Below are 26,417 nucleotides of genomic sequence, written 5' to 3' on the forward strand. Positions count from 1 at the left end.
TTTGTCTTTTTTTGCATGGGAACCCACGACATGATGGTGCTCTATTCCGGAACGACCTGCCCCTTTTCGCAACGCTGCCGCTTCGTGCTGTTCGAAAAGGGCATGGATTTCGAAATCCGTGACATCGACCTGTACAACAAGCCCGAAGACATCGCGGTGATGAATCCCTACGGCCAGGTGCCCATCCTGGTCGAGCGCGACTTGGTCCTGTACGAGTCGAACATCATCAACGAATACATCGACGAGCGCTTCCCGCATCCCCAACTGATGCCGGCCGATCCGATCATGCGGGCGCGCACCCGTCTGTTCCTGTACAACTTCGAAAAGGAACTGTTCGTTCACGTGTCCACGCTGGAAAACCGCAGCATCACCGACGAAAAGATCCGTGACGCGGCCCGCGCCAATATCCGTGACCGCCTGGCCCAACTGGCCCCCTTGCTGGTCAAGAACAAGTTCATGCTGGGTGAAGAATTCTCCATGCTGGACGTGGCCGTGGCCCCGCTGCTGTGGCGTCTGGGCCATTACGGCATCGAACTGCCCAAGAGTGCCGCTCCGATCCAGAAGTACGCCGAGCGCCTGTTTTCGCGCCCCGCCTACATCGAAGCCCTGACGCCGTCCGAAAAGGTCATGCGCCGTTGACCATGCAGGAATCTTCGACCAAACCGTATCTGATCCGTGCGCTGCACGAGTGGTGCACGGATAACGGCTACACCCCCTACCTGGTGGTCACTGTCGATGACAATACCGTGGTGCCGCTTGCCCACGTCCATGACGGCCAGATCACGCTGAACATCAGCCACCTGGCCACCAATCGTCTGACGCTGGGCAACGAATACATCGAATTCGAATCCCGCTTCAACGGTGCGGTAGAACACCTGTTCATCCCCGTGGGGGCCGTGTCGGCGGTCTACGCCCGTGAAACCGGTGCCGGCATGGGCTTCGAGGTCGTGGCCTCGCGCCCCTACCCGGGCGGTGACGAGCAGCCCGCGCCGCAGCCGGCTCCGGCCAGTGGCACCCCGGCGCCGTCGGATGATGGCCCGGACGCGCCCAAACCATCCCACTTGAAGGTCGTCAAATAGGATTTCCAGTCCTGTAGAATGACGATCCTTGGCCGGCTTAGCTCAGTTGGTAGAGCAGCTCACTTGTAATGAGAAGGTCGGGGGTTCGATTCCTCTAGCCGGCACCAGTCCGATTCATACGAAAACGCCGCCCCATTCATCCGGGCGGCGTTTTCGCTTCTGAGCCCCCTAAAACCTCCTTGCTGGCAAGCCGAGCATCAGGAAATCCCGGATGTTATGACACCGTATGTTGCGTAAACTACTGCCTTACGCAACAAATGCTTCAGTACATCCACGAAGGAGAGATGACATGATCAAACTGAACGTCCTGGCCGCCGCCGCGCTGTCCGCCGGCCTTGCGCTGGGCGCGACCCCTGCGTCGGCGCAGACCCAGTTCGTCACGATCGGCACGGGTGGTGTGACCGGGGTCTATTACGCCGTCGGCGGCGCCGTCTGCCGCTTGATGAACAAGGACCGCGCCCAGACCGGGATCCGCTGTTCGGTGGAAAGCACGGGCGGCTCCGTCTACAACGTCAACACCATCCGAGCCGGGGAACTGGATATCGGCGTCGTGCAGTCCGACGTCCAGTACAACGCCACCAAGGGGGAGGGCCAGTTCAAGGACAAGGGGGCGATGGACGGCCTGCGCGCCATTTTCTCCATCCACCCGGAACCGCTCATGGTTGCGGCCCGCAAGGAATCCGGAGTCAAACAGTTCCAGGACTTCAAGGGCAAGCGTTTCAACATCGGTAACCCAGGGTCGGGCCAGCGTGCCACGGTCGATCAGCTGCTGCCGAAGCTGGGCTTGCAGAAGTCGGACTTCACCCTGGCGTCCGAGCTGAAAGCGGATGAGCACGGCGCGGCGTTGTGCGACAACAAGATCGACGGCTTCGCCTATGTGGTCGGCAACCCGTCCGCCAACCTGCAGGACGTGACCACCACCTGCGCGGCCCAACTGGTCAATGTCACTGGACCGGCCATCGATCAGCTCATCGCCGAGTACCCCTACTACGCCAGCACCACCATCCCGGGCGGCACCTACGCCAATAATCCGGACGATGTGACGACCTATGGCGTGCTGGCCACGCTGGTGACTTCCGACAAGGCCTCGCCCGACGTCGTCTATCAGTTGACCAAGGCAGTGTTCGAGCATTTCGATGAGTTCAAGAAACTGCACCCAGCCTTCGCCAATCTGGAGTCCGGGCACATGATCAAGGACGGTCTGTCGGCTCCCCTGCACGAAGGCGCGGTCAAGTACTACAAAGAAAAGGGCTGGATGTAATTCCGCGCCGCTTCACGCCAACTACCCAGGGTGCGGTCTGCTGCGCAGGCTGCACCTTTTGTCACAGGAGACTGACGTTTGGCCCTCCCACGCGATCATGAAACCGCTTCCCCGAGCCTGAGCCGCGAACAATTGCAGCAGATGGTGGCCGAAGCCGATACGGGGGGACGCTCCCCGCAAGGCGTCATCGGCCGCTTCGTCATGCTGACTGCGCTGGCCTGGTCCCTGTTTCAGCTCTGGATTGCTTCGCCGCTGCCGTTCACCTTCGGCATCGGGGTGCTGAATACCACCGAGTCGCGTGCCGTCCACCTGGCGTTCGCGGTCTTTCTGGGCTTTCTGCTGTTCCCTGCGTTCAAGCGTTCGTCGCGCCGCCAGATCCCCGTTGCAGACTGGGTACTGGCCGTCGTGGGCGCCTTCTGCGCCAGCTATCTGTATGTGTTCTACGAGGCCCTGTCCAGCCGACCGGGCTTGCCGACCCCTCAGGATCTGGTCGTGGCCGTCCTCGGCCTGCTCACCTTGCTGGAGGCCACCCGCCGCGCCCTGGGCATGCCCCTGGTCATCATGGCGGTGGTGTTCATCGGCTACATCTTCCTCGGTCCCTACATGCCCGAGATGATCGCTCACCAGGCGATTTCACTGAGCAAGGGCATGTCCCACCTGTGGCTGACCACTGAAGGCGTCTATGGTGTGGCGCTGGGCGTGTCCACCAGTTTCATCTTCCTGTTCGTGCTGTTCGGCGCCTTGCTGGAGACGGCCGGCGCGGGCAATTACTTCATCCAATCGGCGATTTCGCTGCTGGGCGGCCTGCGGGGCGGTCCGGCCAAGGCCGCCGTGCTGGCTTCGGCAGCGACGGGGGTCATTTCGGGATCCTCGATTGCCAATGTGGTGACCACCGGCACCTTTACCATTCCGTTGATGAAGCGGGTGGGCTACCGACCGGACAAGGCCGGCGCGGTCGAATCGGCGGCTTCGGTCGACGGGCAGATCATGCCGCCCGTCATGGGGGCTGCCGCCTTTCTGATGGTGGAATACGTCGGCATCCCGTATTCTGAGGTGGTCAAGCACGCCATCCTGCCCGCTCTGATCTCCTATATTGCGCTGTTCTACATCGTGCATCTGGAAGCCATCAAGGCCGGCATCCACGGGATTCCGCGCGCGCATGCCGCGCCCTGGACGCAGCGCCTGATCTCCATGGGCATGACGGTCAGCGGCCTGATCATCCTGGCTGCGATCGTGTATTACGGTTTCGGCTGGATCAAGACCGTTGCGGGCGATGCCTCCGTGTTGATCGCCGCCTTGTTGCTGGGGGGCGCCTACGTCGGTCTGCTGAAATTCAGCACGCGCTATCCGGAACTGCAGATGGACGACCCGGAGCAGCCACTGGAGACGCTGCCCGATATCGGGCCGACCCTGAAGTCCGGCCTGTACTTCCTGCTGCCGGTGGTGGCCTTGATCTGGAACCTGATGGTCGAGCAGCTCTCGCCTGCCACCTCGGCCTTCTGGGCCACGGTATTCCTGATCTTCATCCTGGTCACCCAGCGCCCCCTGATCGCCTGGTTCCGGGGACACCAGGACCTGGAGACGCCCTTGCGCCAGGGCGGCCGCGATCTGCTCGGCGGGCTGGTCACCGGGGCGCGCAACATGATCGCCATCGGTCTGGCGACTGCGGCGGCCGGCATCATCGTCGGTACGGTTACGCTGACCGGCGTGGGGCTGGTCATGACCGAGTTCGTCGAGATGATCTCGGGCGGCAATCTGTTCATCATGTTGATCATGGTGGCGGTCATCTGCCTGATCCTGGGCATGGGCCTGCCGACCACGGCCAATTACATCGTGGTCTCCACCCTGATGGCGCCCGTGGTGGTGGAACTGGGTGCGCAAAGCGGGCTGCTGGTGCCGCTGATCGCCGTCCATATGTTCGTGTTCTACTTCGGCCTGATGGCCGATGTGACGCCCCCCGTGGGACTGGCCTCGTATGCCGCCGCGGGCATTGCCCGCACCGACCCCATCAAGACGGGCGTGACGGCGTTTGGCTACAGCATCCGGACGGCGGTGCTGCCGTTCATGTTCATCTTCAACACGCAACTGCTGCTGATCGACATCGGCGGTCCTGTCCAACTGGTCATTACGATTGCCTCCGCCATTGCGGCCAATCTGGTCTTCGTGGCGGCCACCCAGGGGTGGTTCCTGGCACGCAACCGCTGGTATGAAACCTTGGCGCTGCTGGTGATCGCCTTTTCGCTGTTCCGGCCGGGGTTCTGGATGGATCGGGTGATTCCGCCCTACACGCTGGAGCCCGCCAGCCGCGTCATGGCGGTCGTCGAGGAAGCGCCCGCAGAGCATCCCCTGCGGCTCTGGATCGAAGGCGAAGACCTGGACGGCAGACTGATTTCCAAGGGTGTCCTGCTGACCCTGGGCAAGCCGGGGCCCGCGCCCGCACGGTTGCAGGAAACGGGACTGCGCACCTTGGTCAACGGCGACCGGCTGGACATCATCGCCGTGCGCTTCGGCAGCCAGGCGGACCGGATGGGCGTCGGCCAGGGCTACGCGATCACCGGTCTGGAAGTGCCCAACGACCGGCCTGCGCCGGAATGGATGCTGCTGCCGACGCTGCTGGTGCTCGGGCTGCTGATGCTGGCTCAGTTACGGCGCAGAAAAGGCTGAGTGTTGCCTTTTTAGCGCCGGGCCGCCCCGTTCAGGGCGGCCTTTTCACGTGTGCGGCGGCCTGCACCACGAATGTGATTTTCACGATTGCAGAAACTGGCTATCATTGACGGTTACATTCTAAACAAGGCTGTGGCGGTGCCGATGAGTCCGTCCGGCGGACGGCTCCAGACGGTATCCGAACGGCATGAGGATGATGCGCCCGCAGACCATTTCCCTCGATACGACGGCCATTCAGGCGGCGTGGGTCGCTGTTGCGGCGTTTCTGCTGACCGTGGCCAGCCTGCTGCTCCAGCCGGCGTTCGCCCGGGTGGCCCTGTGGCCGGCGAACGCGATTCTGGTGGGTCTGCTGCTGCGGCACGGGGCACCCATCCGCCCTTTGTCCTGGGCGCTGATGGGCGTCGGCCTGATGCTGGCGCGCCTGAGTCTGGGGGCTCCCCAGGCCGTGGCCGGCGGCCTGGCGGATCTGGCGGGCGTCGGGGTGGCCTGGCTCCTCCTGGGGCGTTTCTGGCCGCTGGACAATCTGCGCACGCCCCGGGCCGTGGTCCGGATGCTGTTGGCCGGCCTGTCGGCGGCGGCGGCCACGGTGACCCTCGGCCTGCTCACCGGCTTCTGGCGGCCTCCTGCTGCGGCGTCTCTGGAAAACATCGCCGGCAGTTTGTTCGGCCAATGGCTGGGCTATTGCCTGTTCCTGCTGCCCATCCTGCTGCTGCCCGCGATGGCGCTGCCCGGGGATGATCGCCGCCATCGGGATCGAGGACTGCTGCAGCATCTGAGGGATTGGCCTGCGCGCATGCCGGGGCTGCTGCTGGCGGCCAGCCTGGCCTTGTGTTTTCTGCTGGGTGGGCCCGGCGCTTTGATGCTGCCGTTCGGCGCCCTGCTGTACTGCACGCACGCGTATCAGCAATGGACGGTAGCCTGGCTGGCGCTGCTGTCGGCCTTGGGTGTGCTGCTCGGTTTCGAGGCCGTCTGGGCCCTGGTGCCGGGCGGCCTGCTGTCGCTGTTCGCCTGGAGCCGGGTCTCACTGCAGATAGGCGTCCTGTTGCTGATGATCGTGCCGCTGCTCATGTCCAGCGTGCTGGCCGCACGCAGCGACCTGATCGTGTCCCTGAACCGCGCGCTGGACCACGATGATCTGACGCAGGCCCTGTCCCGCCCGGCGTTCACACGGGGCGCTCAGGAATATCTCCAACGGATTCCCCCGGCCCCTTACGGCAACGGGCTGATGATGCTGGACATCGACCATTTCAAACGGATCAATGACCAGCACGGCCATGCCGCCGGGGACAATGTGCTGCGCGAATTTTCCCGCACCATCCGCGAAGCCATTCGTCCCGAGGACCTGTTCGGGCGGCTGGGCGGCGAGGAATTCGGCCTCATGCTGCCCGACTGTTCGCCCGAGGATGCCGCCGAGATCGCGGAACGACTGCGCGCCTGCGTGGAAAAGATCCGTCTCTACCTCGACAGCGACGAGCCCCTGCGGCTCACGGTCAGCATCGGCATCGTCCACGACCGGCAGGGCCCGCCGGCCGGTCTGGCCAAGCTGCTGTCGCATGCCGACCAGGCGCTCTATCAGGCCAAATCCCAGGGCCGCAACCGTTACTGTGTCCACGGCACGGAAGACGCCGAGGGGACCGGGGGGGCGGCGGAGCCGTCCCCGACGTCGTGCGACGCCTGAGCACGGGATGAGGCGGGACATAGGACAGTCCCCTTGCGACTGTCCTATGCCGGACGAATCCGAGCGGCATGCAGGCCGCGAGGTGGGCGCAAGCGGCCTACCCCTGCCCGCGCAGGATCTTCGCCGCAGCGATGGCGAAATACGTCAGGATGCCGTCGCCGCCGGCGCGCTTGAAGGCCAGCAGGGATTCCATCATCACCTTGTCGTGGTCCAGCCAGCCGTTGGCGGCGGCGGCCTTGATCATGGCGTATTCGCCGCTGACCTGGTAGGCGTAGGTGGGCATGCCGAAGGCGTCCTTGACCTCGCGCAGGATGTCCAGATAGGGCAGACCGGGTTTCACCATCACCATGTCGGCGCCCTCGCGGATGTCGGCGGCGACTTCGCGCAGGGCCTCCAGGCGATTGGCCGGGTCCATCTGGTAGGTGAACTTGTTCGAGGCGCCCAGGTTGGCGGCCGAGCCCACCGCGTCGCGGAAGGGCCCGTAGAAGGCGCTGGCGTACTTGGCCGAGTAGGCCATGATGCGGGTGTGGATGCGGTCCTGGGCGTCCAGTGCCTGGCGCACGGCGCCGATGCGCCCGTCCATCATGTCGCTGGGAGCGACAATGTCCACGCCCGCCTGGGCGTGGGTCAGGGCCTGGCGCACCAGCATGGCCACCGTGGGCTCGTTCAGCAACTGACCGTCGGCGTCGATCAGGCCGTCCTGTCCGTGGCTGGTGTAAGGGTCCAGGGCCACGTCGGTCAGCACGCCCAGTTCGGGGAAGTTCGATTTCAGCAGCGACACGGTGCGCGGGATCAGACCGTCCGGGTTGGCGGCCTCCAGGCCGTCGGGCGTCTTCAGGGACGGATCGATGTGCGGGAACAGGGCCAGCACGGGGATGCCCAGTTCCAGGCATTGTTCGGCCGTGCGCAGCAGGACGTCGGGGGACTGCCGCACCACGTCGGGCATCGAGGACACCGGATCGCGCACATCGCGGCCCTCGCAGACGAAGACCGGATAGATCAGGTCGTCCGTGGACAGGCGAGTTTCACGCACCAGGCGGCGGGAAAAATCGTCGCGCCGGTTGCGGCGCAGGCGCGCGGTGGGGAAATCGACGGGAGGCAGGAAGGCGGTCATGCGGTACTCCGGAAAACATCCGCCGTACGCGGCGGGGCGGTGAAAGGGCTACGGGTCGTCGGCGCGCTCAGGGCACGGCCTGGGGCGAAATCCAGTTTTCGATATGGACGGCGGCCTCGTCCAGGCCGATGCGGTGGGTGGCGGAAAAGGGCAGCGCGGTCAGGGTGCCGATGTCGGCCAGGTCTTTACGCGCACGTGCGGCGGCCTGGATGCGCTGACCGTAGGGCAGCTTGTCGGCCTTGGTCAGCAGTGCCAGGGTCGGCAGGCCGCGCAGGGCGATCCAGCGAGACAGGCGTCGGTCCAGGTCGGTGACCCCCCGGCGGATATCGATCAGCAGCACCACGCCCGCCAGACTGGAGCGTTCGTGCAGGTAGCCGCCCAGGACCTCGGCCCACTCGTCGCGTGCCGCGCGGTCCACGGCGGCATAGCCGTAGCCGGGCAGGTCCACCAGAAAGCCGAGCCAGGCATCCGGATCGATCGGGTCGGGCAGTCCGAACAGGTTGATCAGACGCGTACGGCCGGGCGTTTTGCTGGAAAAAGCCAGCCGCCGCTGGTTGGTCAACACGTTGATGGCGGAGGACTTGCCCGAGTTGGAGCGGCCGACGAAACAGACTTCGGCGGTGGTCGGGGCGGGCAGTTGGTCCAGCCGGGCGGCGGACACGGTAAACCGGGCGCGATGGAGGAGGGACACTAGGGAGGGCTCGACAAGTGGGGCGGGTGAAGCCTATTGTATAATTTCGGATTGAATGTTGCCGCGCATCGCGTATCCCGGGCGGATACGATGCCGGCCCTGTCAGGCGCCGACCTCCGGCGCTGTGAACGAATCACCACCGAGGATCTCATGAAGCGTGCGCTTTCCAGTGTGTTCATGGCCGGCAGCCTGATTCTCGCCGGCGCTCTGCCCGGCCTCGCCCATGCCGAAGATGCGCAAAAACCCGATGCCAAGGCCGGCGAACAGCTGTATGTCAACGGCGATATGGCGCGCGGTGTGCTGGCCTGTGTCACCTGTCACGGGGACGGCGGCAACAGCACCATCCCCATGAACCCCAATCTGGCCGCGATGCCGCATGAATACATCGCCAAGCAGTTGCGCGATTTTGCACCGCAGGGCGACAAGCCCGCCGTGCGTACGGGGGCTGACGGCGCGCCGTCGATCATGTCCACCATTGCGCCGGCGCTGACGGCTCAGGACATCCAGAACGTGTCGCTGTACCTGTCGCACCAGAAGATGGATTGGGACAAGGCCGGCACCGCCAGCAAAGAAGCCTCCGTGGAGCGCGGCCAGACCATCTGGCGCGCCGGCATCGCCGATCGCCAGGTTCCGGCCTGTGCGGCCTGTCACTCGGCCAATGGTGCCGGTCTGCCGGCCGAATTTCCCCGTCTGGCCGGCCAGCATCCTGAATACCTGCTGGATCAGCTCAAGCTGTTCCGCTCGGGCGACCGGGCCAACGGCATCATGTACGACATCGCCGACCGCATGAACGACAAGGACCTGGCTGCCGTCGCTGACTACGCCGCCGGTCTGCGCTAGGTGCGGGCGTATTTCCCGGTCGTGCACAGGGTCTTGGAGGGATCCCGGCACGTACCGGAGTATCGTTAAAACTTAAAATATTCTGGATCGAGGGGGGGCACGCGCAAGCGCACCCCCCGTTTTTTTACCGCCGGGCCGCCCCAAGGCAAAAAGCGCCCCCTTGGGGGGCGGCAAGCCGAAGGCGCAGCGCGGGGGCATTTTATTCGTTTTATTTCTCGTGAGCCGGGCCGCCGTGGCGTCTTCTTCCAGTTCCCGCGCCTTGGGCGCCGATGTCATCGAACTGCTGGGTTCGATGCGTTTCGCCATCAGCCTGCTGGTGTTCATCTGTGTGGCCAGCCTGATCGGCACCGTGTTGCCGCAGAACCAGGGAGCCAACACCTACGTTGATCAGTTCGGACCGTTCTGGTTCGCGGTCTTCGATCAGTTCTCCATCTGGCACATCTACAACAGCGCCTGGTTCCTGCTGATCATGGCTTTTCTGGTCCTGTCGACCACGCTGTGCGTGCTGCGCAACGCGCCGAAGATGCTGCGTGACATGCGCTCGTTCCGGGAATATGTGCGCGGCTCCAGCCTCAAGGCCTTTCATCACCGGGTCGAACTGGACAGCGCCCGCACGCCCGACCAGGCCTGTGCCGAGGTGGGCGCGCTGCTGCAGGCCCAGGGCTTTCGCTACCGGGTGCGCGCAGACGGCGACAGCCGTATGGTGGCCGCGAAAAAGGGTGCGGCCAACCGCCTGGGCTACATCTTTGCGCACGTGGCCATCGTGGTGATCTGTCTGGGTGGGTTGCTGGACAGCGAACTGCCGGTGCGGCTGCAGACCTGGCTGTTCGACAAGCAGCCTGTGATCGGCAATATGCTGATTTCCGACGTGCCCGAGTCCGGCCGCCTGTCGGCGCGCAACCCCAGCTTCCGCGCCAATATGCTGGTGCCTGATGGCAAGCAGAGCAGCGTGGGCATCGTGTCGGCGGGCCAGGGCGTGCTGCTGCAACCGTTGCCCTTCACACTCAAGCTCAATAAATTTCACATCGCCTACTACGACACCGGCATGCCCAGCGACTTTCGCAGCGACGTGACGGTGACCGATCTGGCGACCGGCAAGACCTTCGACCAGACGATCCAGGTGAACGAGCCGCTGCGCTACCGTGGCGTCACCGTCTACCAGTCCAGCTTCGATGATGGCGGCAGCAGCCTGCAACTGAAGGCCTGGCCTCTGCAGGGCGCCGCCGCGCAGCCGGTGGATGTTTCCGGCAAGGTCGGCACCGAGTCGAAACTGCCCGGCAGCCTGGGCGGGGTGACGGTGGACTATACCGGCCTGCGCGTGATCAACGTCGAGAACATGGGCGATGGCCAGAATCCGCAGCCGGCCGACGTGGTCGCGCACGTGGCCGCCGTGACCGGCAGTGCGGCCCGGCCGCGCGACGACGGCTTGCGTAACGTCGGGCCCAGCGTGCAGTACCGGCTGATCGGTGCCGATGGCCAGGCGCACGAATTCAACCAGTACCTGCTGCCGGTGAAGATCGACGACTCCCCGGTGTTCCTGATGGGGGTGCGCGACACGGCTTCGCAGCCCTATCGCTATCTGCGCGTCCCGGCGGACGGTCAGGGCACGATGGCGGAATTCATGCGGTTGCGCGCCGCGCTGGGTGACGCCGATCTGCGCGATCAGGCCGCGCAGCGGTTCGCGGACCACAATGCGCCCGAGGGCGAGCAGCGCGAGCTGATGTTCCAGGCCGCGCGCGGGGCGCTGCGGACTTTTGCGCGCGACGGCTTCAACGGCATCATCGACGCCGCACCCGCCGACCAGCGGGAAAAGATCCTGAATTTCGCCGTGCCCATGATCCAGCTCAGTCTGACCGAACTGCGCAACCTCGCACGGGCGCGCGACGGCGAGCCCATGCTCGACCTCCAGGGGCCCGATGCGGAACACGAGCGCCAGTGGATGCGCCTGGCCGTGCTGGCGCTGGCAACGCTGCCGGATTATCCTGCGCCTGTGGCCTTGCAGTTGACCGGCTTCGAGCAGGTCCAGGCCAGTGTCTTTCAGGTGGCTCGCAGCCCCGGCAAGAACGTCGTCTACATCGGCTGCCTGCTGCTGGTGCTGGGGGTGTTCTCTATGTTCTACATCCGCGAGCGCCGCGTCTGGGTGTGGATCCGGCCGCAGGATGGGGGCAGCACCTGGCTGGCCGCCATGACCACCCAGCGGCGCACCCTGGATTTCAACCACGAATTCGAACGGTTGCGGGATGCCCTGCGCCGCCTGTCCGGAGGACACAATCATGACGTCTGATTCCATCGCCGCACGCGGCGCGGCCGCCTGGCCGCAACACATGAACGCCAGTGGTGACCGGCGAGGCCGACGGGGTCGGCCCGACTGGACGGATTTCGGCTTCTTCCTGCTGCTGGCGGCGGGCGCCGCACACGTGCTGACGGACTACAGCGCGTTCATGGATTATTACGAAAAGCTGATCCTGATCGGCGCGGTCGGGCTGTTCAGCTGGATGGGCTGGTTGTGGCGGCCGCTGCGTACCCTGATGGTGGCCGCCGGCCTGACGGCGCTGCTGGCGGTCTGGCTCTACAGCCCCACAGGCGTGCTGCTGCAGGGCGATCTGTCGCGGGCCGAGAGCGTCTTCCTGCTGAAATACCTGATCTCCTCGCAATCGGCCATTCTATGGATGTGCGCGCTGTTTGCGCTGGCGACGATCTGTTACTGGATCGGCTATGCCAGCGACACGGCGGCCTGGCTGGGCAGCGTCCTGACCTGGACGGCGGTCTACGCCGGGGTGACCGGGCTGTTGGTGCGCTGGCGCGAAGGTCATCTGCTGGGGCCTGACATCGGACATATCCCCGTCAGCAATCTGTACGAGGTCTTCGTCCTGCTGTGCCTGGTCACGGCGCTGTTCTACCTGTACTACGAACGCCGTTACGCCACGCGTGCCCTGGGCGGCTTCGTGCTGCTGGTGATCAGCTCGCTGGTGGTGTTCCTGCTGTGGTATTCCTTCACTCGGGACGCCTACCAGATCCAGCCCCTGGTCCCCGCCTTGAAAAGCTGGTGGATGAAGCTGCACGTCCCGGCGAATTTCATCGGCTACGGCACCTTCAGTCTGGCGGCCATGGTGGGTTTCGCCTACCTGGTCAAATCGCACGGCGAGACCCGCACCTGGAAGCCGCTGGTGCCGGTGTTCATCCTGGGGGCGGTGCTGTGCGCCGAGCCGCTGATCTTCGGCTCGCGTGAATTGTCGGCCACCTGGATGCTGTATTTCGGCATCGGCGCGCTGATCGTGGGCACGATCCTGGCATTCCGCGCACCGATCGCCCAGCGTCTGCCCTCGCTGGAAATCCTGGACGACATCATGTACCGGGCCATCGCGGTGGGTTTTGCTTTCTTCACCGTGGCGACGATTCTGGGGGCGTTGTGGGCGGCCGATGCCTGGGGCACCTACTGGCAGTGGGACCCCAAGGAAACCTGGGCGCTGATCGTCTGGCTGAATTACGCCGCCTGGCTGCACATGCGCCTGATGAAGGGCCTGCGCGGCGCCATGTCCGCCTACTGGGCGCTGTCGGGCCTGCTGGTGACCAGCTTCGCCTTCCTGGGCGTCAATATGTTCCTGTCGGGCCTGCACTCGTACGGCGAACTGTGATGCCTTGCGGGTCGCTCCGGACCGTTCCGGGGCGATGCCGCAAGAGAGCCCGGCGATCTGCGTGGGCGGCCCTTACGACAGGCGCCGTCCGCTGATTTCCTCGATATAGGCGCGGGCAGCCGGGTCTTTGACCAGCGGCAGGATGTTGTCGCAGGCCAGGATGTCCATCGGCGGCCGCGACCCCGAAATCACATATCCCTGGACATAGTCCACGCCCATGTCGGCCAGCGATCGCAGGGTGGCGACGTCCTCGACCCACTCGGCGATGCACTCCATCCCGAGATTGTGGGCCAGGTCCACGATGCTGTTGACGATGGCGATATTGGCCTCGCTGGCCAGCATGTCGCGGATCAGGGTGCCGTCGATCTTGATCATGTCGGCCGGCAGTTCCTTCAGGTAGGAGAATGAGGTGTAGCCGGCCCCGAAGTCGTCCAGGGCCACGCGGGCACCCATGCGCTGCAGCCGCCGCATGAACTGGCGGGTGCGCTCCAGGTCCTGCAAGGCTACGCCTTCGGTGATTTCCACGCACAGGCGCCGGGTGAATTGCGGCTGCTGATTCAGGATGCCGAACAGGACGTTGATGAAGCGGTCGTCGTTCAGCGAAACGCCGCTGAGATTGACGTTGACCTGGCGGGTCTGGCCGAGCTTCAGGTGGTGCTTGGACATCCAGTCGAGCAGGGTCGTGAACACCCATTTGTCGATCGCGGTGATCATGCCGCTGTCTTCGGCCGCCTGGATGATCTTGCCGGTCTGGAGCGGCCGCGCGCCGGTGTTGCGTACCCGCAGCAGTGCCTCGAAATTGAGGGTCTGCAGAGGATGGCGCAGCGACATGATGGGCTGCATCTCCAGGAAGACGTCTTCGGACGTGCCCTTGTTTTCCAGTTGCTCGAACAGGTGCAGTTCGTCGATGTGATCGAACAGTTCGCGGGCGTTTTCCTCGTACAGGACGACATCCTGGTGCTGCTTGCGGGCGTCGCGGCAGGCGCGGCTGGCGGCGGCGATGGCGTCCTTGGGCGTCATGGTGCGGTCGATGTCGATCAGCCCTATGGCGCTCTTGAGCTGGAAGGCGCGTTCGCCGATGTACAGGGCCGAGCCGTTCAGGCTCTCGATCATGTCCTGGGCGTGGCGGCGGGCCTCGCCGGCCCGCATGCCGGGGAACAGGACGATGAACTCGTCGTTGCCGATACGACCCAGAGACTGCTCATCGGCCAGCGAGTATTTCAGCCGTTCGCAGACCATCTGCAGCAGCGTGTCGCCCGTCGAGTGGCCGAACAGGTCGTTGACGCGCTTGAGGTGATCCAGGTCCAGGAAGGCCAGGGCACAAGGGGTGTTGGCCTGTTGCAGGCTTTCAATGGCCTTCTGCATGGTCTTTTCGATCCCGCGCCGGTTGAGCGTGTCGGTCAGCGGATCGTTGTCGGCCATCAGACGCAGCTTGCGGAGGGTTTCAGTCCGCGCGCTGATGTCCTGCAGAGAGCCCTCGATGTGGCTGCCCACCAGCGTGGCGCGCAACAGGAAATTGCGCGCTGGCGTGTCTGCCGAGGTCTGGATGCGCTGAATCTCCGTATCGCGGCCCTGCTCCGTGGCCACGGAGATTTCCAGCCAGTCCACTTTGGGAAAGAAATCGCCCCAGGCGAGTGTATGCAGGTCCGATTCCGGGGAGAGGTCGAGGATTTCGCGCGCGTTCGGATTCAGGTGCTCGAAGTGCCGGGTGGCGCCCAGGGTGAACAGGCCCAGCGGCGTGAGCGTGTCGCGGGCGATCAGGTCGTTGCGCTGGCGCAGGCGCAACTGCCGCTCTTCGCGCATCTTGTCGGCGGCCGCCAGGGCGATCAGCAGGTTGCAGAGCAGCAGCGCGGCCGCGCCCGGGAAGGGCGCGATCAGGGCTGCGTGCCCCAGGCCGATCAGGACCAGGCCCGTCAGCAGGACGGTCAGGGCCAGGCAGACGCCGACCGTGTGCCAGAGTTGGGAGCGCGTATTGAAGCGGAACAGGCCGTGGACCAGGGTGACTGTGACCAGAGCCGTCGCCAGCCAGGCAGTCAGGAAGGTCGTGAGCTGGAACCAGTCGTAGGGCAGGGCCAACAGGGCCAGCAGCAGGCAGATCGCGGTCGAGCGGCCGACCAGATGCAGGCGGCTCATCGTGGTGGCGTCCAGGCTGGGCTGGAACAGGGAGGTGAAGAGCTGGATCGTCAGCACATAGTAGATCAGGACGGTCAGCTTGCGAATCCAGACCAGGACGTCGGGTGAGATGGCGGCACCGAGAAATTGGTGGTCCCAGCCCAGCGCCCAGGCGCCCAGGCGCAGATTGCAGAGAATCCAGCAGGCCAGCACGATGTAGGGTGGTTCGCGCGTGGTCAGGGCAATGACGAACAGAAAGGCCGCCAGGCTCAGCAGCCCGCCTTCCAGCAGGCCGATACCCTGGGCGGTGTGTGTCGTCGTGTCGTCCAGTTCATGACGCTGCCAATGCTCGATGGAGAGCCGGGTGGGGAACGGCAGGCTGATTCGGCACAGGACCTGGTCGGCCATCGAGGCGCTGGGCAGCCGCATCTGCTGCCCGAGCAGGTCGTCCCGAGCCTCGAGGATTTCCCAGGATGCTGCCTCGGGCGAGGTTTGGGCGCCGGACCGGTCGTGGGTCAGCCGGCATTCTGGTGGGACGATGGGATGGATCGGCACCAGCAGGGAGAATCGGCCGAGCGAGTCGGTGTCCAGGTCGGCGGGCAAATCGGCCAGCAGCCATATCGTGCCGGCCGGTGCGGATTCTGCAAGCCGGGTGGGGCGTGACTGGAGCCGTTCCAGCGCCTGCGCCGGATCGAGTCTGGCGTCGGTGTGCAGGAATCGGGCGGTCAGCGGCTGTCCGGCGTGATCGCCGGGGTGCGGGCGCAGCAGCGCGGCGAGCAGCCCCAGTCCGAACAGGATCGGAATACCGACATACAGGAGGTATGACCAGACGCGCCCGGCGGCGGAGTGGATGGATGGACCGGGCGGGCGGGATTTAAGCGTCTTGGTCGCCATGCAACGGAAAGATTGGACAACTGGCCGGCTAGGCGGAGGCACAAACCGGGGTTATGGGCGATTGACGTCCGGAAACAGGAGAAGTTTAGGGCCGATGGGGGATGCGCTCCTGGGCATACAGGTCCTGGAGTGTCTCGCGCGGGCGGATCAGCCAGGAGTCCTGGCCATCCACCAGGACTTCCGCCGCCCGGGGGCGCGTATTGTATTGACTGGACATGGAGAAAGCATAGGCGCCTGCGGACTGGATGGCCAGCAGGTCGCCCTGTTCCAGGGGCAGGGCGCGGCCGCGTGCCAGCCAGTCGCCGCTTTCGCAGATCGGGCCGACGACGTCATAAGTCTCGACGGGCGTGCCGGCGCGCGGGGCGACCGGGACGACCCCATGCCAGGCCTCGTACAGGGCCGGGCGCATCAGGTCGTTCATGGCGGCGTCCACGATGGCGAAATTGCGCGCTTCGGTCCGCTTGAGGTATTCGACGCGGGTCAGCAGCACACCTGCATTGCCGACCAGGGAGCGGCCTGGCTCCAGGATGAGCTGCAGATGGTCCAGCCCTCGGGCTGCCAGTGTGGCGAAGACCGGCGTCAGCAGTTCGGCCGGGTCGGGCGGGGTTTCGTCGATGTAGCGGATACCCAGGCCGCCACCCAGATCCAGGTGCCGCAGGGCGATGCCGTCGGCTGCCAGGGTGTCGATCAGGTCCAGCAGCTTGTCGAGCGCGTCCAGATAGGGCGCGATCTGGGTGATCTGAGAGCCGATGTGACAGTCTACGCCGACGATCTCCAGTCCCGGGTGTTGCAGGGCCTGACGGTACAGCTCGGGCGCGCGGCGGATGTCTACACCGAACTTGTTTTCCTTCAGGCCGGTGGAGATGTAGGGATGGGTGCGCGCGTCGACATCGGGGTTGACGCGCAGGGACACCGGCGCGCGCACGCCCAGCTCCTGGGCGATGTCGGCCAGGCGTTCAAGCTCGGCAGCCGATTCGACGTTGAAGCATTTGATCCCGGCGGCCAGCGCCTTGCGGATTTCCCAGCCTTGCTTGCCCACGCCGGAGAACACGACGCGGTCGGGGCTGGCGCCCGCGGCCAGGATGCGTTCGAGTTCGCCGCCCGAGACGATGTCGAAGCCGGCGCCCAGGCGCTGGAATTCGTGCAGGACGGCCAGGTTGGAGTTGGCTTTGACGCCGTAGCAGATCAGCGCGTCGTGCCCGTCGATGGCCTGCGCGTAGCGGTGCCAGGCGGCGTGCAGCGCCGCGCGGGAATAGACGTACAGCGGGGTGCCGTAGCGGTCGGCGAGTTCAGGCAGCGGGATGTTTTCAGCATGCAGGATGCCGTCCCGGAGGGGGAACTGGGAGTCTACGGTCATGGGCGTCATCAGGGCTGCGAGGCAGGGCGTGAGTCCGGCGCGGGCGCCGGAGTGACGGAGGGCGGAACCGCCAGCGCGGCGTCAGCCGGAGGCGGTGGGTCGGGCAGACGCAGATCGCCTTTCATGCCGCAGCCGGCCAGTGCGAGAGCCAGGCCGGCGCCGGTCAGGAGGCGCGCGGCGTTCGGGAACAGGAGATGAGGTGTCATCAGAAGGGCACACGAACGGGTTGGGGGATGGCGACGCCGGAATCAGAGTCGGTATTGGAGTCGCCGTGCAACTGGTCTAGCAGCGTGCCGATGCCGTCCAGGCCGTCGCCGGGCGTGCCAGGCACCGGGTCGCCCGGCGCAGGCAGGCCGACACGGGCGATGGCCGTGCCCGGCGGGAATTCGGTGAAATAGAAGTCGCCATCGGTGCGCGTCAGGCCGCTGGGCATGGGACCGGGCGGGATTTCCGGCTGGCCCGCCAGGGCAACGCGCATGTAATCGACCCAGATGGGCAGGGCGGCGCCGCCGCCGGTTTCGCCCTGGCCCATGGATTTGGGCTGGTCGAAGCCCATCCAGGCGATGGCGACCAGTTTTGGATTGAAGCCGGCAAACCAGGCGTCCTGGGAGTCGTTGGTGGTGCCGGTCTTGCCGCCGATGTCGTTGCGCTTGAGTTCGCGGTGGACGCGAGCGCCGGTGCCGGAGGTCGCGACGCCGCGCAGCATGTCGTTCATGACGTAGACCGTGCGCGGATCGACCACACGTGCCAGGGTGTCGCCGGCCACGGTCGGCCGCGAACGCATGATGATCTTGCCGGCGCTGTCGGTGACGTAGTCGATCAGGTAGGGCGGGACGCGGTAGCCGCCGTTGGCGAAGACCGCGTAGCCGCCGGCCATCTGCAGCGGCGTCACGCTGCCGGCGCCCAGGGCCAGCGGCAGCACGGCCGGCTGGCGCGAACGGTCGAAGCCGAAGCGAGTGACGTAATCCTGCACGTATTGAGGGCCCACGGCCTGCATGATGCGGATCGAGACCATATTCTTGGACTTGTACAGGCCCTGACGCATGGTGAGCATCGGCTCGTAGGATCGGCCGTAATTCTTGGGGTTCCAGGCCTTGGAGCCCGTCTGTTCCGCCGTCAGGGAGAAGGGTTCGTCCGAGATCTGCGTGGCGGGCGTCAGGCCGCGTTCCAGCGAGGAGGCGTAGATGAAGGGCTTGAAGGACGAGCCCGGCTGGCGCCAGGCCTGGGTGACACGGTTGAACTTGCCCTCGTCGAAGTCGAAGCCGCCCACCATGGCCTGAATGGCCCCGTCCTGGGCGCTCAGCGAGACCAGGGCGGCCTGGATGGAGGGCTTGTTGATCAGTTCCCAGTATTCCGCCGTCTTGTGCACGTAGACCACCGAGCCGCGCTGGATGCGTACGGCGTCCTTGGCATTGGCGGTCAGGCCGCGCGCCACGACGCGCAGGGCGCGCTTGTCGGTGATGTCGATGATCTGGCTGGCGCTGCGGGCGACCCGGACCTCGGTCGGACTGGCCGACAGGACGATGCCGATGAGCAGATCGCCGTTATCAGGGTGTTTTTCCTGCTGCTCGTCGATCAGGTCGTTGAGCGCTTCGGGGTTGGATTCGATGCCCTGGGGCAGGGCGACGTTTTCCTCGGGGCCTGTGTAGGGCGCGCGGCGGGTGTAATCGAGGATGCCCTCGCGCACGGCCTGGTAGGCGGCTTCCTGGCCCTTGGAGTCGATGGTGGTGTAGACGTTGAAGCCGCGCGAATAGATGTCGTCCTGGTAGACGCCGTACAGCAGTTGGCGAGCCAGTTCCGCCGGGTAGTCGCCATGTACGCCGTAGCGTCCGCCAGGCGTGTTGGCGGCCGAGCGGATCACGATGGTCTGGTCCACGGCACGCTGGTATTCGGCGTCTGTCAGGTAGCCCAGGGACCGCATGCGGTTGAGCACGTAGGCCTGGCGCGCCTTGGCGCGTTCGAAGTTGGAGATCGGGTTGAAGCGCGACGGAGCCTTGGGGATGCCGGCCAGCATGGCGGCTTCGGCCGGGGTGATGTCGGCCAGCGGCTTGCCGAAATAGGCGCGGCTGGCGGCGGCGAAGCCATAGGCCCGGTGCCCCAGAAAGATCTGGTTCATATAGAGATCGAGGATCTGATCCTTGGTCAGGGTGGCCTCGATCTTGAAGGTCAGCAGCAGTTCGTAGAACTTGCGCGTGTAGGTCTTTTCAGACGACAGGTAGAAGTTGCGCGCCACCTGCATGGTGATGGTGCTGGCCCCCTGTGTCTTGGACATGTGGATGGTGTTGGCCAGGGCGGCGCGCAGCACCCCGGTCCAGTCGATGCCGCCGTGCTGGTAGAAGCGGTCGTCCTCGGCCGCGAGGATGGCGGACTTCATGACGTCCGGGATCTCGTCAAAGCGCAGGACGTTGCGGCGTTCTTCGCCGAATTCGCCGATCAGGACCTTGTCGGCGGTGTAGATCCGCAGCGGCACGCGGGGCCGGTAGTCGATCATCGCCGTCAGGTCCGGCAGATTGGGCCATGCCAGCGCCAGCGCCAGACTCAGGAGCAACGCCCCGCACAGGCCCAGGCCGGCAAACAGCACGATGACCTTGAGGACCAACCGCGTGAACCAGGAGCGGGCCGCCGGGGCCTTCTGCTTGGAAGAGGTAGTGGTGGATTTCATCAGAGGCGATTGTAAGCCCTGGCCGGAGCGGACCAGGGGGCGGGGACGGGGTCTGTGTAACAGGATGTGCGCGCGGGTGAGGCCGGCCGGGTCGCCGGCGGCGGCGCCTGCTGATGCGATAATACACGCAAACAAACCGCCTGATGCCCTGCCATGACGATGGAATGCCCCGCCGATTCGACCTGGATGCCCCCCGAGGGGCAGGGCGGTGCGCGGCCGATTTTCCTGGTCGGCATGATGGGGGTGGGCAAGACCACGATCGGCCGTCAGCTGGCGGCGGCGCTGGGACGAGAATTCGTCGACCTGGATCATGTCATCGAGGCGCGTTGCGGGGTGCGTATCGCCACCATCTTCGACATCGAGGGCGAGGCGGGCTTTCGTCGCCGCGAGACGGCCACGCTGGATGAATATACGCGCCGGTCCGGTCTGGTCGTGGCGACGGGCGGCGGTGCCGTGCTGGCCGAAGAAAACCGCCGCATGCTGGGCGAGCGCGGCTGCGTCGTCTATCTGCGGGCCGGGGCCGACGAGCTCTACCGGCGCGTCGCCCGGGATCGCAACCGGCCGCTGCTGCGCGCCGACGATCCGCGTCAGCGCATCGTCGACCTGCTGGCCCAGCGCGAACCCCTGTACGAAAGCGTGGCCACCATCACGCTGGACACGGGCGACCAACCGGTTGCCCAGGTGCTGCGCAACCTGCTGCCGCTGCTGCCCGCCCAGTCGGCGGTCCAGGCGCCCCTCACGGAATAGGAACCCATGCATACAGTCCAGGTCGAGACGCCCGGCGGGCACTACCCCATTCACATCGGCGCAGGCAGGCTGGACGCCGTCGCGGACAGCATCCCGGCCGACGCCACGGCGATCGCCGTCGTCACCAACACCTCGGTGGGTGCCCTGTACGGCGATCGGCTGCGCGCGGCCCTGGAGATCACCGGCAAGCCGCTGCAGATCATCGAACTGCCCGACGGCGAACAATACAAGACCTGGGAATCCCTGGACCGCATCTTCGATGCGCTGCTGGCGGCAGCCCTGGATCGTAAGGCCGTGCTGGTGGCTCTGGGCGGCGGGGTGGTGGGTGACATCTGCGGCTTCGCGGCCTCGTGCTACATGCGCGGCATCCGCTTCGTCCAGGTGCCGACGACGCTGCTGGCCCAGGTGGATTCGTCCGTGGGCGGCAAGACGGCCATCAACCATCCGCGCGGCAAGAACATGATCGGGGCGTTCTACCAGCCCCTGGCCGTGGAAATCGATCCGGGCGTCCTGGCGACGCTGCCGGCCCGGGAAATCTCCGCCGGCCTGGCCGAGATCGTCAAGTACGGCATGATTGCCGATCCCGAATTCTTCGACTGGTGCGAGGCCCACGTCGATGCGCTGCGCGCGCTCGACGAGCAGGCCATCCGGCACGCCGTGCGCCGTTCCTGCGAACTCAAGGCCTGGGTCGTGTCCCAGGACGAACGCGAATCCGGCCTGCGCGCCATCCTCAACTTCGGTCACACTTTCGGCCACGCCATCGAATCCGGCCTGGGCTACGGCCAGTGGCTGCATGGCGAGGCCGTGGGCTGCGGCATGGTCATGGCGGCGGAACTGTCCGCCCGGGTCTGCGGACTGGATGCCGGGGCCGTGGACCGTATCCGGGCGCTGGTGGCGGCCATCGGCTGCCCGGTCGAGCCGCCTGGTCTGGGCACCGACCGCTGGCTGGAACTGATGCGGGTGGACAAGAAAAACGAAGGTCGACAGATCCGCTACGTGCTGCTGCCGGCCTTGGGGCGGGCCGAGGTCCGGGCGGTGGCCGACGATCAGGTGCGGCCGCTGCTGCCGGACGCAGCACGGTCCGTTTGACGCGCGTCTGCCGAGCCCACAGGCGCGCCTATTGACCCAGGGAGGCATCGAGACATGACCCACCGGACTGATCCCGCCCCCTACGCCTGCCGCCCGGAGGCTTCCCGGGGGCGCCGCCATCCCGAGCCGCCGCCGGCCGGTCGTACCGACTTCCAGCGCGATCGTGACCGCATCATCCATTGCTCGGCCTTTCGCCGGCTGGAATACAAGACCCAGGTCTTTCTCAACCACGAAGGCGATCTGTTCCGCACCCGCCTGACGCACAGCATCGAGGTCGCGCAGATTGCGCGCACGCTGGCGCGCAATCTGCGCGTGAACGAGGACTTGACCGAAGCCATCGCCCTGGCCCACGACCTGGGCCATACGCCCTTTGGCCACGCGGGCCAGGACGAACTCAACGCCTGCCTGCGCGAACTGGCACCCGAGGCCGGGGGCTTCGAGCACAATCTCCAGAGCCTGCGGGTGGTCGACGAGCTCGAAGAACGCTACGCGGCCTTCAATGGCCTGAACCTGTGCTTCGAGACCCGCGAGGGCGTCCTCAAGCATTGCTCTCGCGCCCATGCGCGGCGGCTGGGCGAGATCGGCGTGCGCTTCCTGGACGGCACCCAACCGTCTCTGGAGGCCCAACTGACCAATCTGGCCGACGAGATCGCCTACAACAACCACGATGTGGACGATGGCCTGCGCTCGGGCCTGATCACGGTGCCGCAACTGTTGCACCTGGACATCTTCGCTGCGCATCACGAGCAGGTGCTGCGCCATTATCCGGACGCCGACCCCAAGCGGCTGGTGTCCGAGGTCATTCGCGCCATGATCAACACGCTGGTGCAGGATCTGACGCGCACCACGGCGGACCGCATCGCCAATCTGCGGCCGCAGTCAGCGGACGAGGTCCGGGCCGGTCCGCCGCTGGCGGCCTTCTCCGAGGACATGCGTGCCCAGGCTGACGCCCTGAAGCAGTTCCTGCTGAAGAACCTGTACCGGCATTTCCAGGTCATGCGCATGACCCGCAAGGCCCGCAGCATCGTGCGGGAACTGTTCATCGCCTTCCAGGACGATCCCCGGCTGCTGGCCGGCGAATACCGGCGTGACGACCCGGTGGCCCAGGCGCGTGCGATTGCCGACTACATCGCCGGCATGACGGACCGGTATGCGATCCGTGAGCACAGGGCTATCTACAGGATGGACTGAGTGATGTTGCGGCAGATACTGACCGCACTCGGTTCGGATGTGTCGCCCGACAGGCTGCAAGTCCACGGTCGGGCGAGTCTGGCTGCGCGCTATCCGGTCAGTGACCTGGCCTGTGCCAGTCTCGGTGCGGCCGCGCTGATGCTGGCGCAGTGGGTCCGGTCAGCCACGCCGCCCGCTGTCGAAATCGACCGGGCGCTGGCCTCGTGGTGGTTCGGCTTCAGCCTCCGGCCGCTGGGCTGGGAACGGCCGGCCGTGCGCGACGCCGTCACGGGCGACTACGCGACGCGGGATGGATGGATACGCTTGCATGCCAATGCGGCGGCCCATCGCCGTGCCATTCTGGCGGTACTTGAACTGCCGGCCGATGCGGCGCGCGACGTGGTGGCCCGGCGGGTCCGGGGCTGGTCCGCCGAGGCGCTGGAAGAAGCCATCGTGCAAGGCGGAGCCTGCGCGGCCGCACTGCGCGCGCCCGCCGCCTGGCGCGATCATCTCCAAGGGCGCGCTGTGGCGGCGGAGCCGCTCGTCCACCGCCTGGCCGGCCTGGCCGGGGTGCCGGATGCCGGGTGGCTGGACGATCCGGATCCCGGGCGGCCGCTGGCAGACATCCGCGTGTTGGACCTGACCCGCGTGCTGGCCGGGCCTGCGGCAACGCGCTTCCTGGCTGCCTATGGCGCTCAGGTGCTGCGCCTGGATCCGGCGGATTGGGACGAGCCGGGAATGGTGCCTGAGGTCACCGTGGGCAAGCGCTGCGCCTTCCTGGATCTGCGCCGTCCCGAAGGGCGAAACCGGTTCCGGCAACTGCTGGCCCGGGCTGACGTGCTGGTTCATGGTTACCGGCCCGGCGCGCTGGATGCGCTGGGGCTGGACGCCGGGACCCGCCAGCTCATCCGGCCCGGCCTGGTGGACGTCTGTCTGGATGCCTGGGGCTGGACCGGCCCCTGGCGGGGGCGCCGGGGGTTCGACAGCCTGGTCCAGATGAGCGCAGGCATCGCTTGGGCGGGTGAGGGCACAGCGCCCGATCCCTTGCCGGTCCAGGCGCTGGACCAGTCGGCAGGCTATCTGATGGCGGCCTGCGCGCTGCGTGGCCTGACCCTGCGCCGCGAAACCGGGCTGGGTGGCGGCTGGCGCGTGTCGCTGGCCCGGATGGCGCGGTTGTTGCAGGATGCCGCCGATTCCTTTCCTGCGGCTTCGCCGGACACCGCTTCCGTTCTGGGGTCAGCGCCCGACACGGCCTATGATCCGGCGGTCGAGCCGACCGCCTGGGGACCCGCGCAAAGACTGCGGGCGCCCTGCCATGTGGCGGGCGCCCGCTGGGGCTGGGATCTGCCGGCGAACGACTTGCGCAGCGGCCCGCCGGACTGGGTGTGACCGGGTGCCGGAGCGCCTGGTCATGATGCCGGGGCCAGGGGGTCAGTCGTCGGAGGCGACGAGTTCGGCGCCGACGGCCTTGCCCTGTGCGCGCCGCCGGGCGTGACGCCGGCGCATCAGGGGCGGGATGACGACGATGCATAGCGAGACGATCCACAGGCCCAGGGCGATCGGGCTATCCCACAGGATGTGCAGTTCACCGTTGGTGATCGACAGCGCGCGGCGCAGGTTCTGTTCCATCATGTCGCCCAGCACGACCCCCAGCACCATCGGCGCCATGGGCACGCCGCCCTTGCGCAGCAGGTAGCCGATCAGGCCCAGGAACGCGGCCATGGTCAGGTCGAAGGTGCCGGCGTTGATCGCGTACACCCCGATGTAGCTGATGCACAGGATGCCGGGCACCAGCAGCCAGTTCGGCAGCGACAGCACTTTCGAGAAGACCCGCACCATGGGGATGTTCATCAGGAACAGCAGCACGTTGGCGATGAACAGCGAGGCGACCAGGCCCCAGACCAGTTCCGGCTTGGTGTCGAACAGCACCGGGCCGGGCGTGATGTTGTAGAGCGTCAGCGCGCCCATCATCACGGCGGTGGTCCCGGAGCCTGGCACACCCAGGGTCAGCATGGGCACGAAAGAACCCACGGCCGATGCAGTGGAGGCGGCTTCCGGCGCTGTCACGCCGCGCAGGTCGCCTTCACCGAAACAGGCGTCGGGGTCGCGGCCTTCCTGGTAGCGCTTTTCGTTGGAGTAGGCCACGGCGGAAGCCACGCTGGCGCCCGCGCCCGGCAGCACGCCGATGAAAAAGCCCAGGATGGAGCTGCGCAGCACGGTCCATTTGGTGAACAGCAGTTCCTGCAGGTTGAACAGCTTGCGCTCGTTGGGCGGGACTTCGGGGGATTCTCCGCGTACGGAAGATTCCAGCAGTTCCAGCAATTCGGCGATGGCGAACAGCGCGATCACCACGACCACGAAATCGATGCCGTCGAACAGGTGGACGGAGTCGAAAGTGTAGCGGTAGACCCCGGAATTGGCGTCCACGCCCACCGTGGCGATCGCCAGACCCAGCATGGCCGACAACGTGCCCTTGACCGGCTGGTTGCCCAGCAGGCTGGTCAGGCAGCAGAAGGCGAAGACGATCAGCACGAAGTATTCGGCGGGGCCGAAGGCCAGAGCCCAGCGGGCCAGCAAGGGGGCCAGCAGGATCACGCCGAGGGTGGAGATCATCGCGCCGCAGAAGGCCGACCAGCCCGACAGCGACAGGGCCACGTTGGACAGGCCCTTGCGCGCCAGCGGATAGCCGTCCAGTGTGGTCATGATGGCGCTGGCCTCGCCCGGCACGTTGATCAGGATGGCGCTGATGCGCCCGCCGTATTCGGCGCCCACGTACACGGCCGCCAACAGGATCAGCGCGGTTTCCGGGGGCAGGTTGAGGGCGTAGGCGATGGGGATGAGCATGGCCACCCCGTTGATCGGCCCCAGGCCCGGCAGCACGCCGACCAGGGTGCCCAGGAAGGCGCCCAGAGCAGCGACCAGCAGGTTCATCCAGGAAAAGGCGACATCGAAACCGATGCTCAGGTGGTCGAGAATCTGGCTCATGACAGGAACTCCAGGAGACCCAGGGGCAGCACGACGTCCAGCAGCCGGTCGAACAGCAGGAAGAACAGCACGCTCATCACGACACCGCCCACGATCATCTTGCCCCAGGCGCCGCCGAACAGGCGGCCGATGAGCACGGTGACGAGGGCCGTGGCGACGATGAAACCCAGTGTTTCAAAGAGCATGGCGTAGCCGAAGATGTAAACCACCATCAACAGCAGGCGCGGCCAGTCGATCGATTCGCCCGCGCGGCGCGCGCGCCAGTGCTTGAGCATCAGCCAGGCGCCGCACAGGGCGATGATCAGGGCAATCAGCAGCGGAAAGGCCCGCGGGCCCACCGGTTCGTAGGAAAAGGGGGCCTGCAGGTCGTGGCCGAACCACGCCATCAGGCCGGCAAAGATCAGGGCGCAGAAGCCCAGGGTGCGATCACTCATGGCGG

Annotated in this window: 20 protein-coding genes and 1 tRNA gene; 13 read left to right on the plus strand and 8 right to left on the minus strand. The window is 66.0% G+C overall.

Going from position 1 to position 26,417, the window contains the following annotated elements:
- Positions 1-30: 30 nt before the first annotated feature.
- The 6 genes from WA983_RS11980 to WA983_RS12005 all read left to right on the plus strand — a co-directional run bounded on the left by WA983_RS11980 (position 31) and on the right by WA983_RS12005 (position 6,682).
- Positions 31-639 (plus strand): glutathione S-transferase N-terminal domain-containing protein, encoded by a 609-nt coding sequence (locus WA983_RS11980; protein WP_424248291.1) that lies wholly within the window; start codon positions 31-33, stop codon positions 637-639.
- Between the two features lie 2 nt (positions 640-641).
- Positions 642-1,079, plus strand: a complete 438-nt coding sequence (locus WA983_RS11985; protein ID WP_424248293.1) for a ClpXP protease specificity-enhancing factor — start codon at positions 642-644, stop codon at positions 1,077-1,079.
- A gap of 31 nt (positions 1,080-1,110) precedes the next feature.
- A tRNA-Thr gene (locus WA983_RS11990) sits at positions 1,111-1,186 on the plus strand.
- A gap of 182 nt (positions 1,187-1,368) precedes the next feature.
- Positions 1,369-2,340, plus strand: a complete 972-nt coding sequence (locus WA983_RS11995) for a TAXI family TRAP transporter solute-binding subunit (RefSeq protein WP_424248295.1) — start codon at positions 1,369-1,371, stop codon at positions 2,338-2,340.
- Between the two features lie 78 nt (positions 2,341-2,418).
- Positions 2,419-5,004 carry a TRAP transporter permease gene (locus WA983_RS12000; RefSeq protein WP_424248297.1) on the plus strand — a complete coding sequence of 862 codons (2,586 nt, stop codon included), beginning with the start codon at positions 2,419-2,421 and terminating at the stop codon, positions 5,002-5,004.
- Between the two features lie 193 nt (positions 5,005-5,197).
- Positions 5,198-6,682, plus strand: a complete 1,485-nt coding sequence (locus WA983_RS12005) for a diguanylate cyclase (protein ID WP_424248299.1) — start codon at positions 5,198-5,200, stop codon at positions 6,680-6,682.
- Between the two features lie 97 nt (positions 6,683-6,779).
- Here WA983_RS12005 and hemB read toward each other — a convergent pair whose 3' ends face one another.
- Together hemB and yihA are read right to left on the minus strand one after the other, a co-directional pair.
- Entirely contained in the window at positions 6,780-7,796 is a 1,017-nt protein-coding gene (hemB, locus tag WA983_RS12010) for a porphobilinogen synthase (protein WP_424248301.1), read from the minus strand.
- A gap of 67 nt (positions 7,797-7,863) precedes the next feature.
- The gene (gene yihA, locus WA983_RS12015) at positions 7,864-8,487 is read right to left on the minus strand and encodes a ribosome biogenesis GTP-binding protein YihA/YsxC (protein ID WP_424312093.1); all 624 of its coding nucleotides are present in this window, start codon (positions 8,485-8,487) and stop codon (positions 7,864-7,866) included.
- A gap of 150 nt (positions 8,488-8,637) precedes the next feature.
- Between yihA and WA983_RS12020 the strand changes: the two genes are divergently transcribed.
- The 3 genes from WA983_RS12020 (at position 8,638) to ccsB (ending at position 12,962) form a co-directional block, all read left to right on the plus strand.
- Positions 8,638-9,327 (plus strand): c-type cytochrome, encoded by a 690-nt coding sequence (locus tag WA983_RS12020; protein ID WP_424248304.1) that lies wholly within the window; start codon positions 8,638-8,640, stop codon positions 9,325-9,327.
- 292 nt (positions 9,328-9,619) lie between these two features.
- Complete coding sequence (locus WA983_RS12025) at positions 9,620-11,611, plus strand: cytochrome c biogenesis protein ResB (RefSeq protein ID WP_424248317.1); 1,992 nt, start codon at positions 9,620-9,622, stop codon at positions 11,609-11,611.
- 40 nt (positions 11,612-11,651) lie between these two features.
- The gene (gene ccsB, locus WA983_RS12030; RefSeq protein WP_424248318.1) at positions 11,652-12,962 is read left to right on the plus strand and encodes a c-type cytochrome biogenesis protein CcsB; all 1,311 of its coding nucleotides are present in this window, start codon (positions 11,652-11,654) and stop codon (positions 12,960-12,962) included.
- 72 nt (positions 12,963-13,034) lie between these two features.
- On the opposite strand, the gene WA983_RS12035 is transcribed toward ccsB, so the two are convergent.
- The 4 genes from WA983_RS12035 to WA983_RS12050 form a co-directional block, all read right to left on the minus strand.
- Positions 13,035-15,968 (minus strand): putative bifunctional diguanylate cyclase/phosphodiesterase, encoded by a 2,934-nt coding sequence (locus tag WA983_RS12035; protein ID WP_424312094.1) that lies wholly within the window; start codon positions 15,966-15,968, stop codon positions 13,035-13,037.
- An 85-nt stretch (positions 15,969-16,053) separates the two neighbouring features.
- Positions 16,054-17,325 (minus strand): diaminopimelate decarboxylase, encoded by a 1,272-nt coding sequence (gene lysA, locus WA983_RS12040; RefSeq protein ID WP_424248308.1) that lies wholly within the window; start codon positions 17,323-17,325, stop codon positions 16,054-16,056.
- Between the two features lie 8 nt (positions 17,326-17,333).
- A complete protein-coding gene (gene lptM, locus WA983_RS12045) occupies positions 17,334-17,531 on the minus strand; it encodes an LPS translocon maturation chaperone LptM (RefSeq protein WP_424312095.1) in 198 nt (65 codons plus the stop codon).
- Entirely contained in the window at positions 17,531-19,987 is a 2,457-nt protein-coding gene (locus WA983_RS12050; RefSeq protein WP_424248312.1) for a penicillin-binding protein 1A, read from the minus strand. The genes lptM and WA983_RS12050 overlap by 1 nt, the downstream gene beginning before the upstream one ends.
- Positions 19,988-20,146: 159 nt before the next feature.
- On the opposite strand from WA983_RS12050, the gene WA983_RS12055 reads away from it, so the two are divergent.
- From WA983_RS12055 to WA983_RS12070, 4 genes are read left to right on the plus strand one after another with little or no spacing between them, the layout of a single operon-like run.
- On the plus strand, positions 20,147-20,734 hold the full coding sequence (locus WA983_RS12055; protein WP_424248320.1) for a shikimate kinase: 588 nt from the start codon (positions 20,147-20,149) through the stop codon (positions 20,732-20,734).
- A 6-nt stretch (positions 20,735-20,740) separates the two neighbouring features.
- Positions 20,741-21,823 (plus strand): 3-dehydroquinate synthase, encoded by a 1,083-nt coding sequence (aroB, locus tag WA983_RS12060; protein WP_424248314.1) that lies wholly within the window; start codon positions 20,741-20,743, stop codon positions 21,821-21,823.
- 54 nt (positions 21,824-21,877) lie between these two features.
- The gene (locus tag WA983_RS12065) at positions 21,878-23,014 is read left to right on the plus strand and encodes a deoxyguanosinetriphosphate triphosphohydrolase (protein ID WP_424312096.1); all 1,137 of its coding nucleotides are present in this window, start codon (positions 21,878-21,880) and stop codon (positions 23,012-23,014) included.
- A 3-nt stretch (positions 23,015-23,017) separates the two neighbouring features.
- Positions 23,018-24,382 (plus strand): CoA transferase, encoded by a 1,365-nt coding sequence (locus WA983_RS12070; protein WP_424250534.1) that lies wholly within the window; start codon positions 23,018-23,020, stop codon positions 24,380-24,382.
- 42 nt (positions 24,383-24,424) lie between these two features.
- Here the strand turns inward: WA983_RS12070 and WA983_RS12075 are convergent, their stop codons facing one another.
- Together WA983_RS12075 and WA983_RS12080 are read right to left on the minus strand one after the other, a co-directional pair.
- On the minus strand, positions 24,425-25,978 hold the full coding sequence (locus WA983_RS12075; RefSeq protein WP_424250536.1) for a tripartite tricarboxylate transporter permease: 1,554 nt from the start codon (positions 25,976-25,978) through the stop codon (positions 24,425-24,427).
- Positions 25,975-26,412 (minus strand): tripartite tricarboxylate transporter TctB family protein, encoded by a 438-nt coding sequence (locus WA983_RS12080; RefSeq protein WP_424250537.1) that lies wholly within the window; start codon positions 26,410-26,412, stop codon positions 25,975-25,977. Before WA983_RS12080 ends, WA983_RS12075 begins: the two co-directional genes overlap by 4 nt.
- Positions 26,413-26,417 lie beyond the last annotated feature (5 nt).

The sequence above is a fragment of the Castellaniella sp. genome (assembly GCF_049650445.1).
Lineage (GTDB): Bacteria > Pseudomonadota > Gammaproteobacteria > Burkholderiales > Burkholderiaceae_B > Castellaniella.

Excerpts from the sequence above, each read along its gene's own strand:
- WA983_RS12025 (WP_424248317.1), top strand. The coding sequence starts at position 9,620 with ATGCGTTTCGCCATCAGCCTGCTGGTGTTCATCTGTGTGGCCAGCCTG.
- WA983_RS11980 (WP_424248291.1), top strand. The coding sequence starts at position 31 with ATGATGGTGCTCTATTCCGGAACGACCTGCCCCTTTTCGCAACGCTGC.
- lysA (WP_424248308.1), bottom strand. The coding sequence starts at position 17,325 with ATGACCGTAGACTCCCAGTTCCCCCTCCGGGACGGCATCCTGCATGCT.
- WA983_RS12050 (WP_424248312.1), bottom strand. The coding sequence starts at position 19,987 with ATGAAATCCACCACTACCTCTTCCAAGCAGAAGGCCCCGGCGGCCCGC.
- WA983_RS12065 (WP_424312096.1), top strand. The coding sequence starts at position 21,878 with ATGACCCACCGGACTGATCCCGCCCCCTACGCCTGCCGCCCGGAGGCT.
- aroB (WP_424248314.1), top strand. The coding sequence starts at position 20,741 with ATGCATACAGTCCAGGTCGAGACGCCCGGCGGGCACTACCCCATTCAC.
- WA983_RS12005 (WP_424248299.1), top strand. The coding sequence starts at position 5,198 with ATGATGCGCCCGCAGACCATTTCCCTCGATACGACGGCCATTCAGGCG.
- WA983_RS12080 (WP_424250537.1), bottom strand. The coding sequence starts at position 26,412 with ATGAGTGATCGCACCCTGGGCTTCTGCGCCCTGATCTTTGCCGGCCTG.
- WA983_RS11985 (WP_424248293.1), top strand. The coding sequence starts at position 642 with ATGCAGGAATCTTCGACCAAACCGTATCTGATCCGTGCGCTGCACGAG.
- hemB (WP_424248301.1), bottom strand. The coding sequence starts at position 7,796 with ATGACCGCCTTCCTGCCTCCCGTCGATTTCCCCACCGCGCGCCTGCGC.
- WA983_RS12070 (WP_424250534.1), top strand. The coding sequence starts at position 23,018 with ATGTTGCGGCAGATACTGACCGCACTCGGTTCGGATGTGTCGCCCGAC.
- WA983_RS12055 (WP_424248320.1), top strand. The coding sequence starts at position 20,147 with ATGGAATGCCCCGCCGATTCGACCTGGATGCCCCCCGAGGGGCAGGGC.
- WA983_RS12075 (WP_424250536.1), bottom strand. The coding sequence starts at position 25,978 with ATGAGCCAGATTCTCGACCACCTGAGCATCGGTTTCGATGTCGCCTTT.
- ccsB (WP_424248318.1), top strand. The coding sequence starts at position 11,652 with ATGAACGCCAGTGGTGACCGGCGAGGCCGACGGGGTCGGCCCGACTGG.
- WA983_RS11995 (WP_424248295.1), top strand. The coding sequence starts at position 1,369 with ATGATCAAACTGAACGTCCTGGCCGCCGCCGCGCTGTCCGCCGGCCTT.
- lptM (WP_424312095.1), bottom strand. The coding sequence starts at position 17,531 with ATGACACCTCATCTCCTGTTCCCGAACGCCGCGCGCCTCCTGACCGGC.
- WA983_RS12020 (WP_424248304.1), top strand. The coding sequence starts at position 8,638 with ATGAAGCGTGCGCTTTCCAGTGTGTTCATGGCCGGCAGCCTGATTCTC.
- WA983_RS12035 (WP_424312094.1), bottom strand. The coding sequence starts at position 15,968 with ATGGCGACCAAGACGCTTAAATCCCGCCCGCCCGGTCCATCCATCCAC.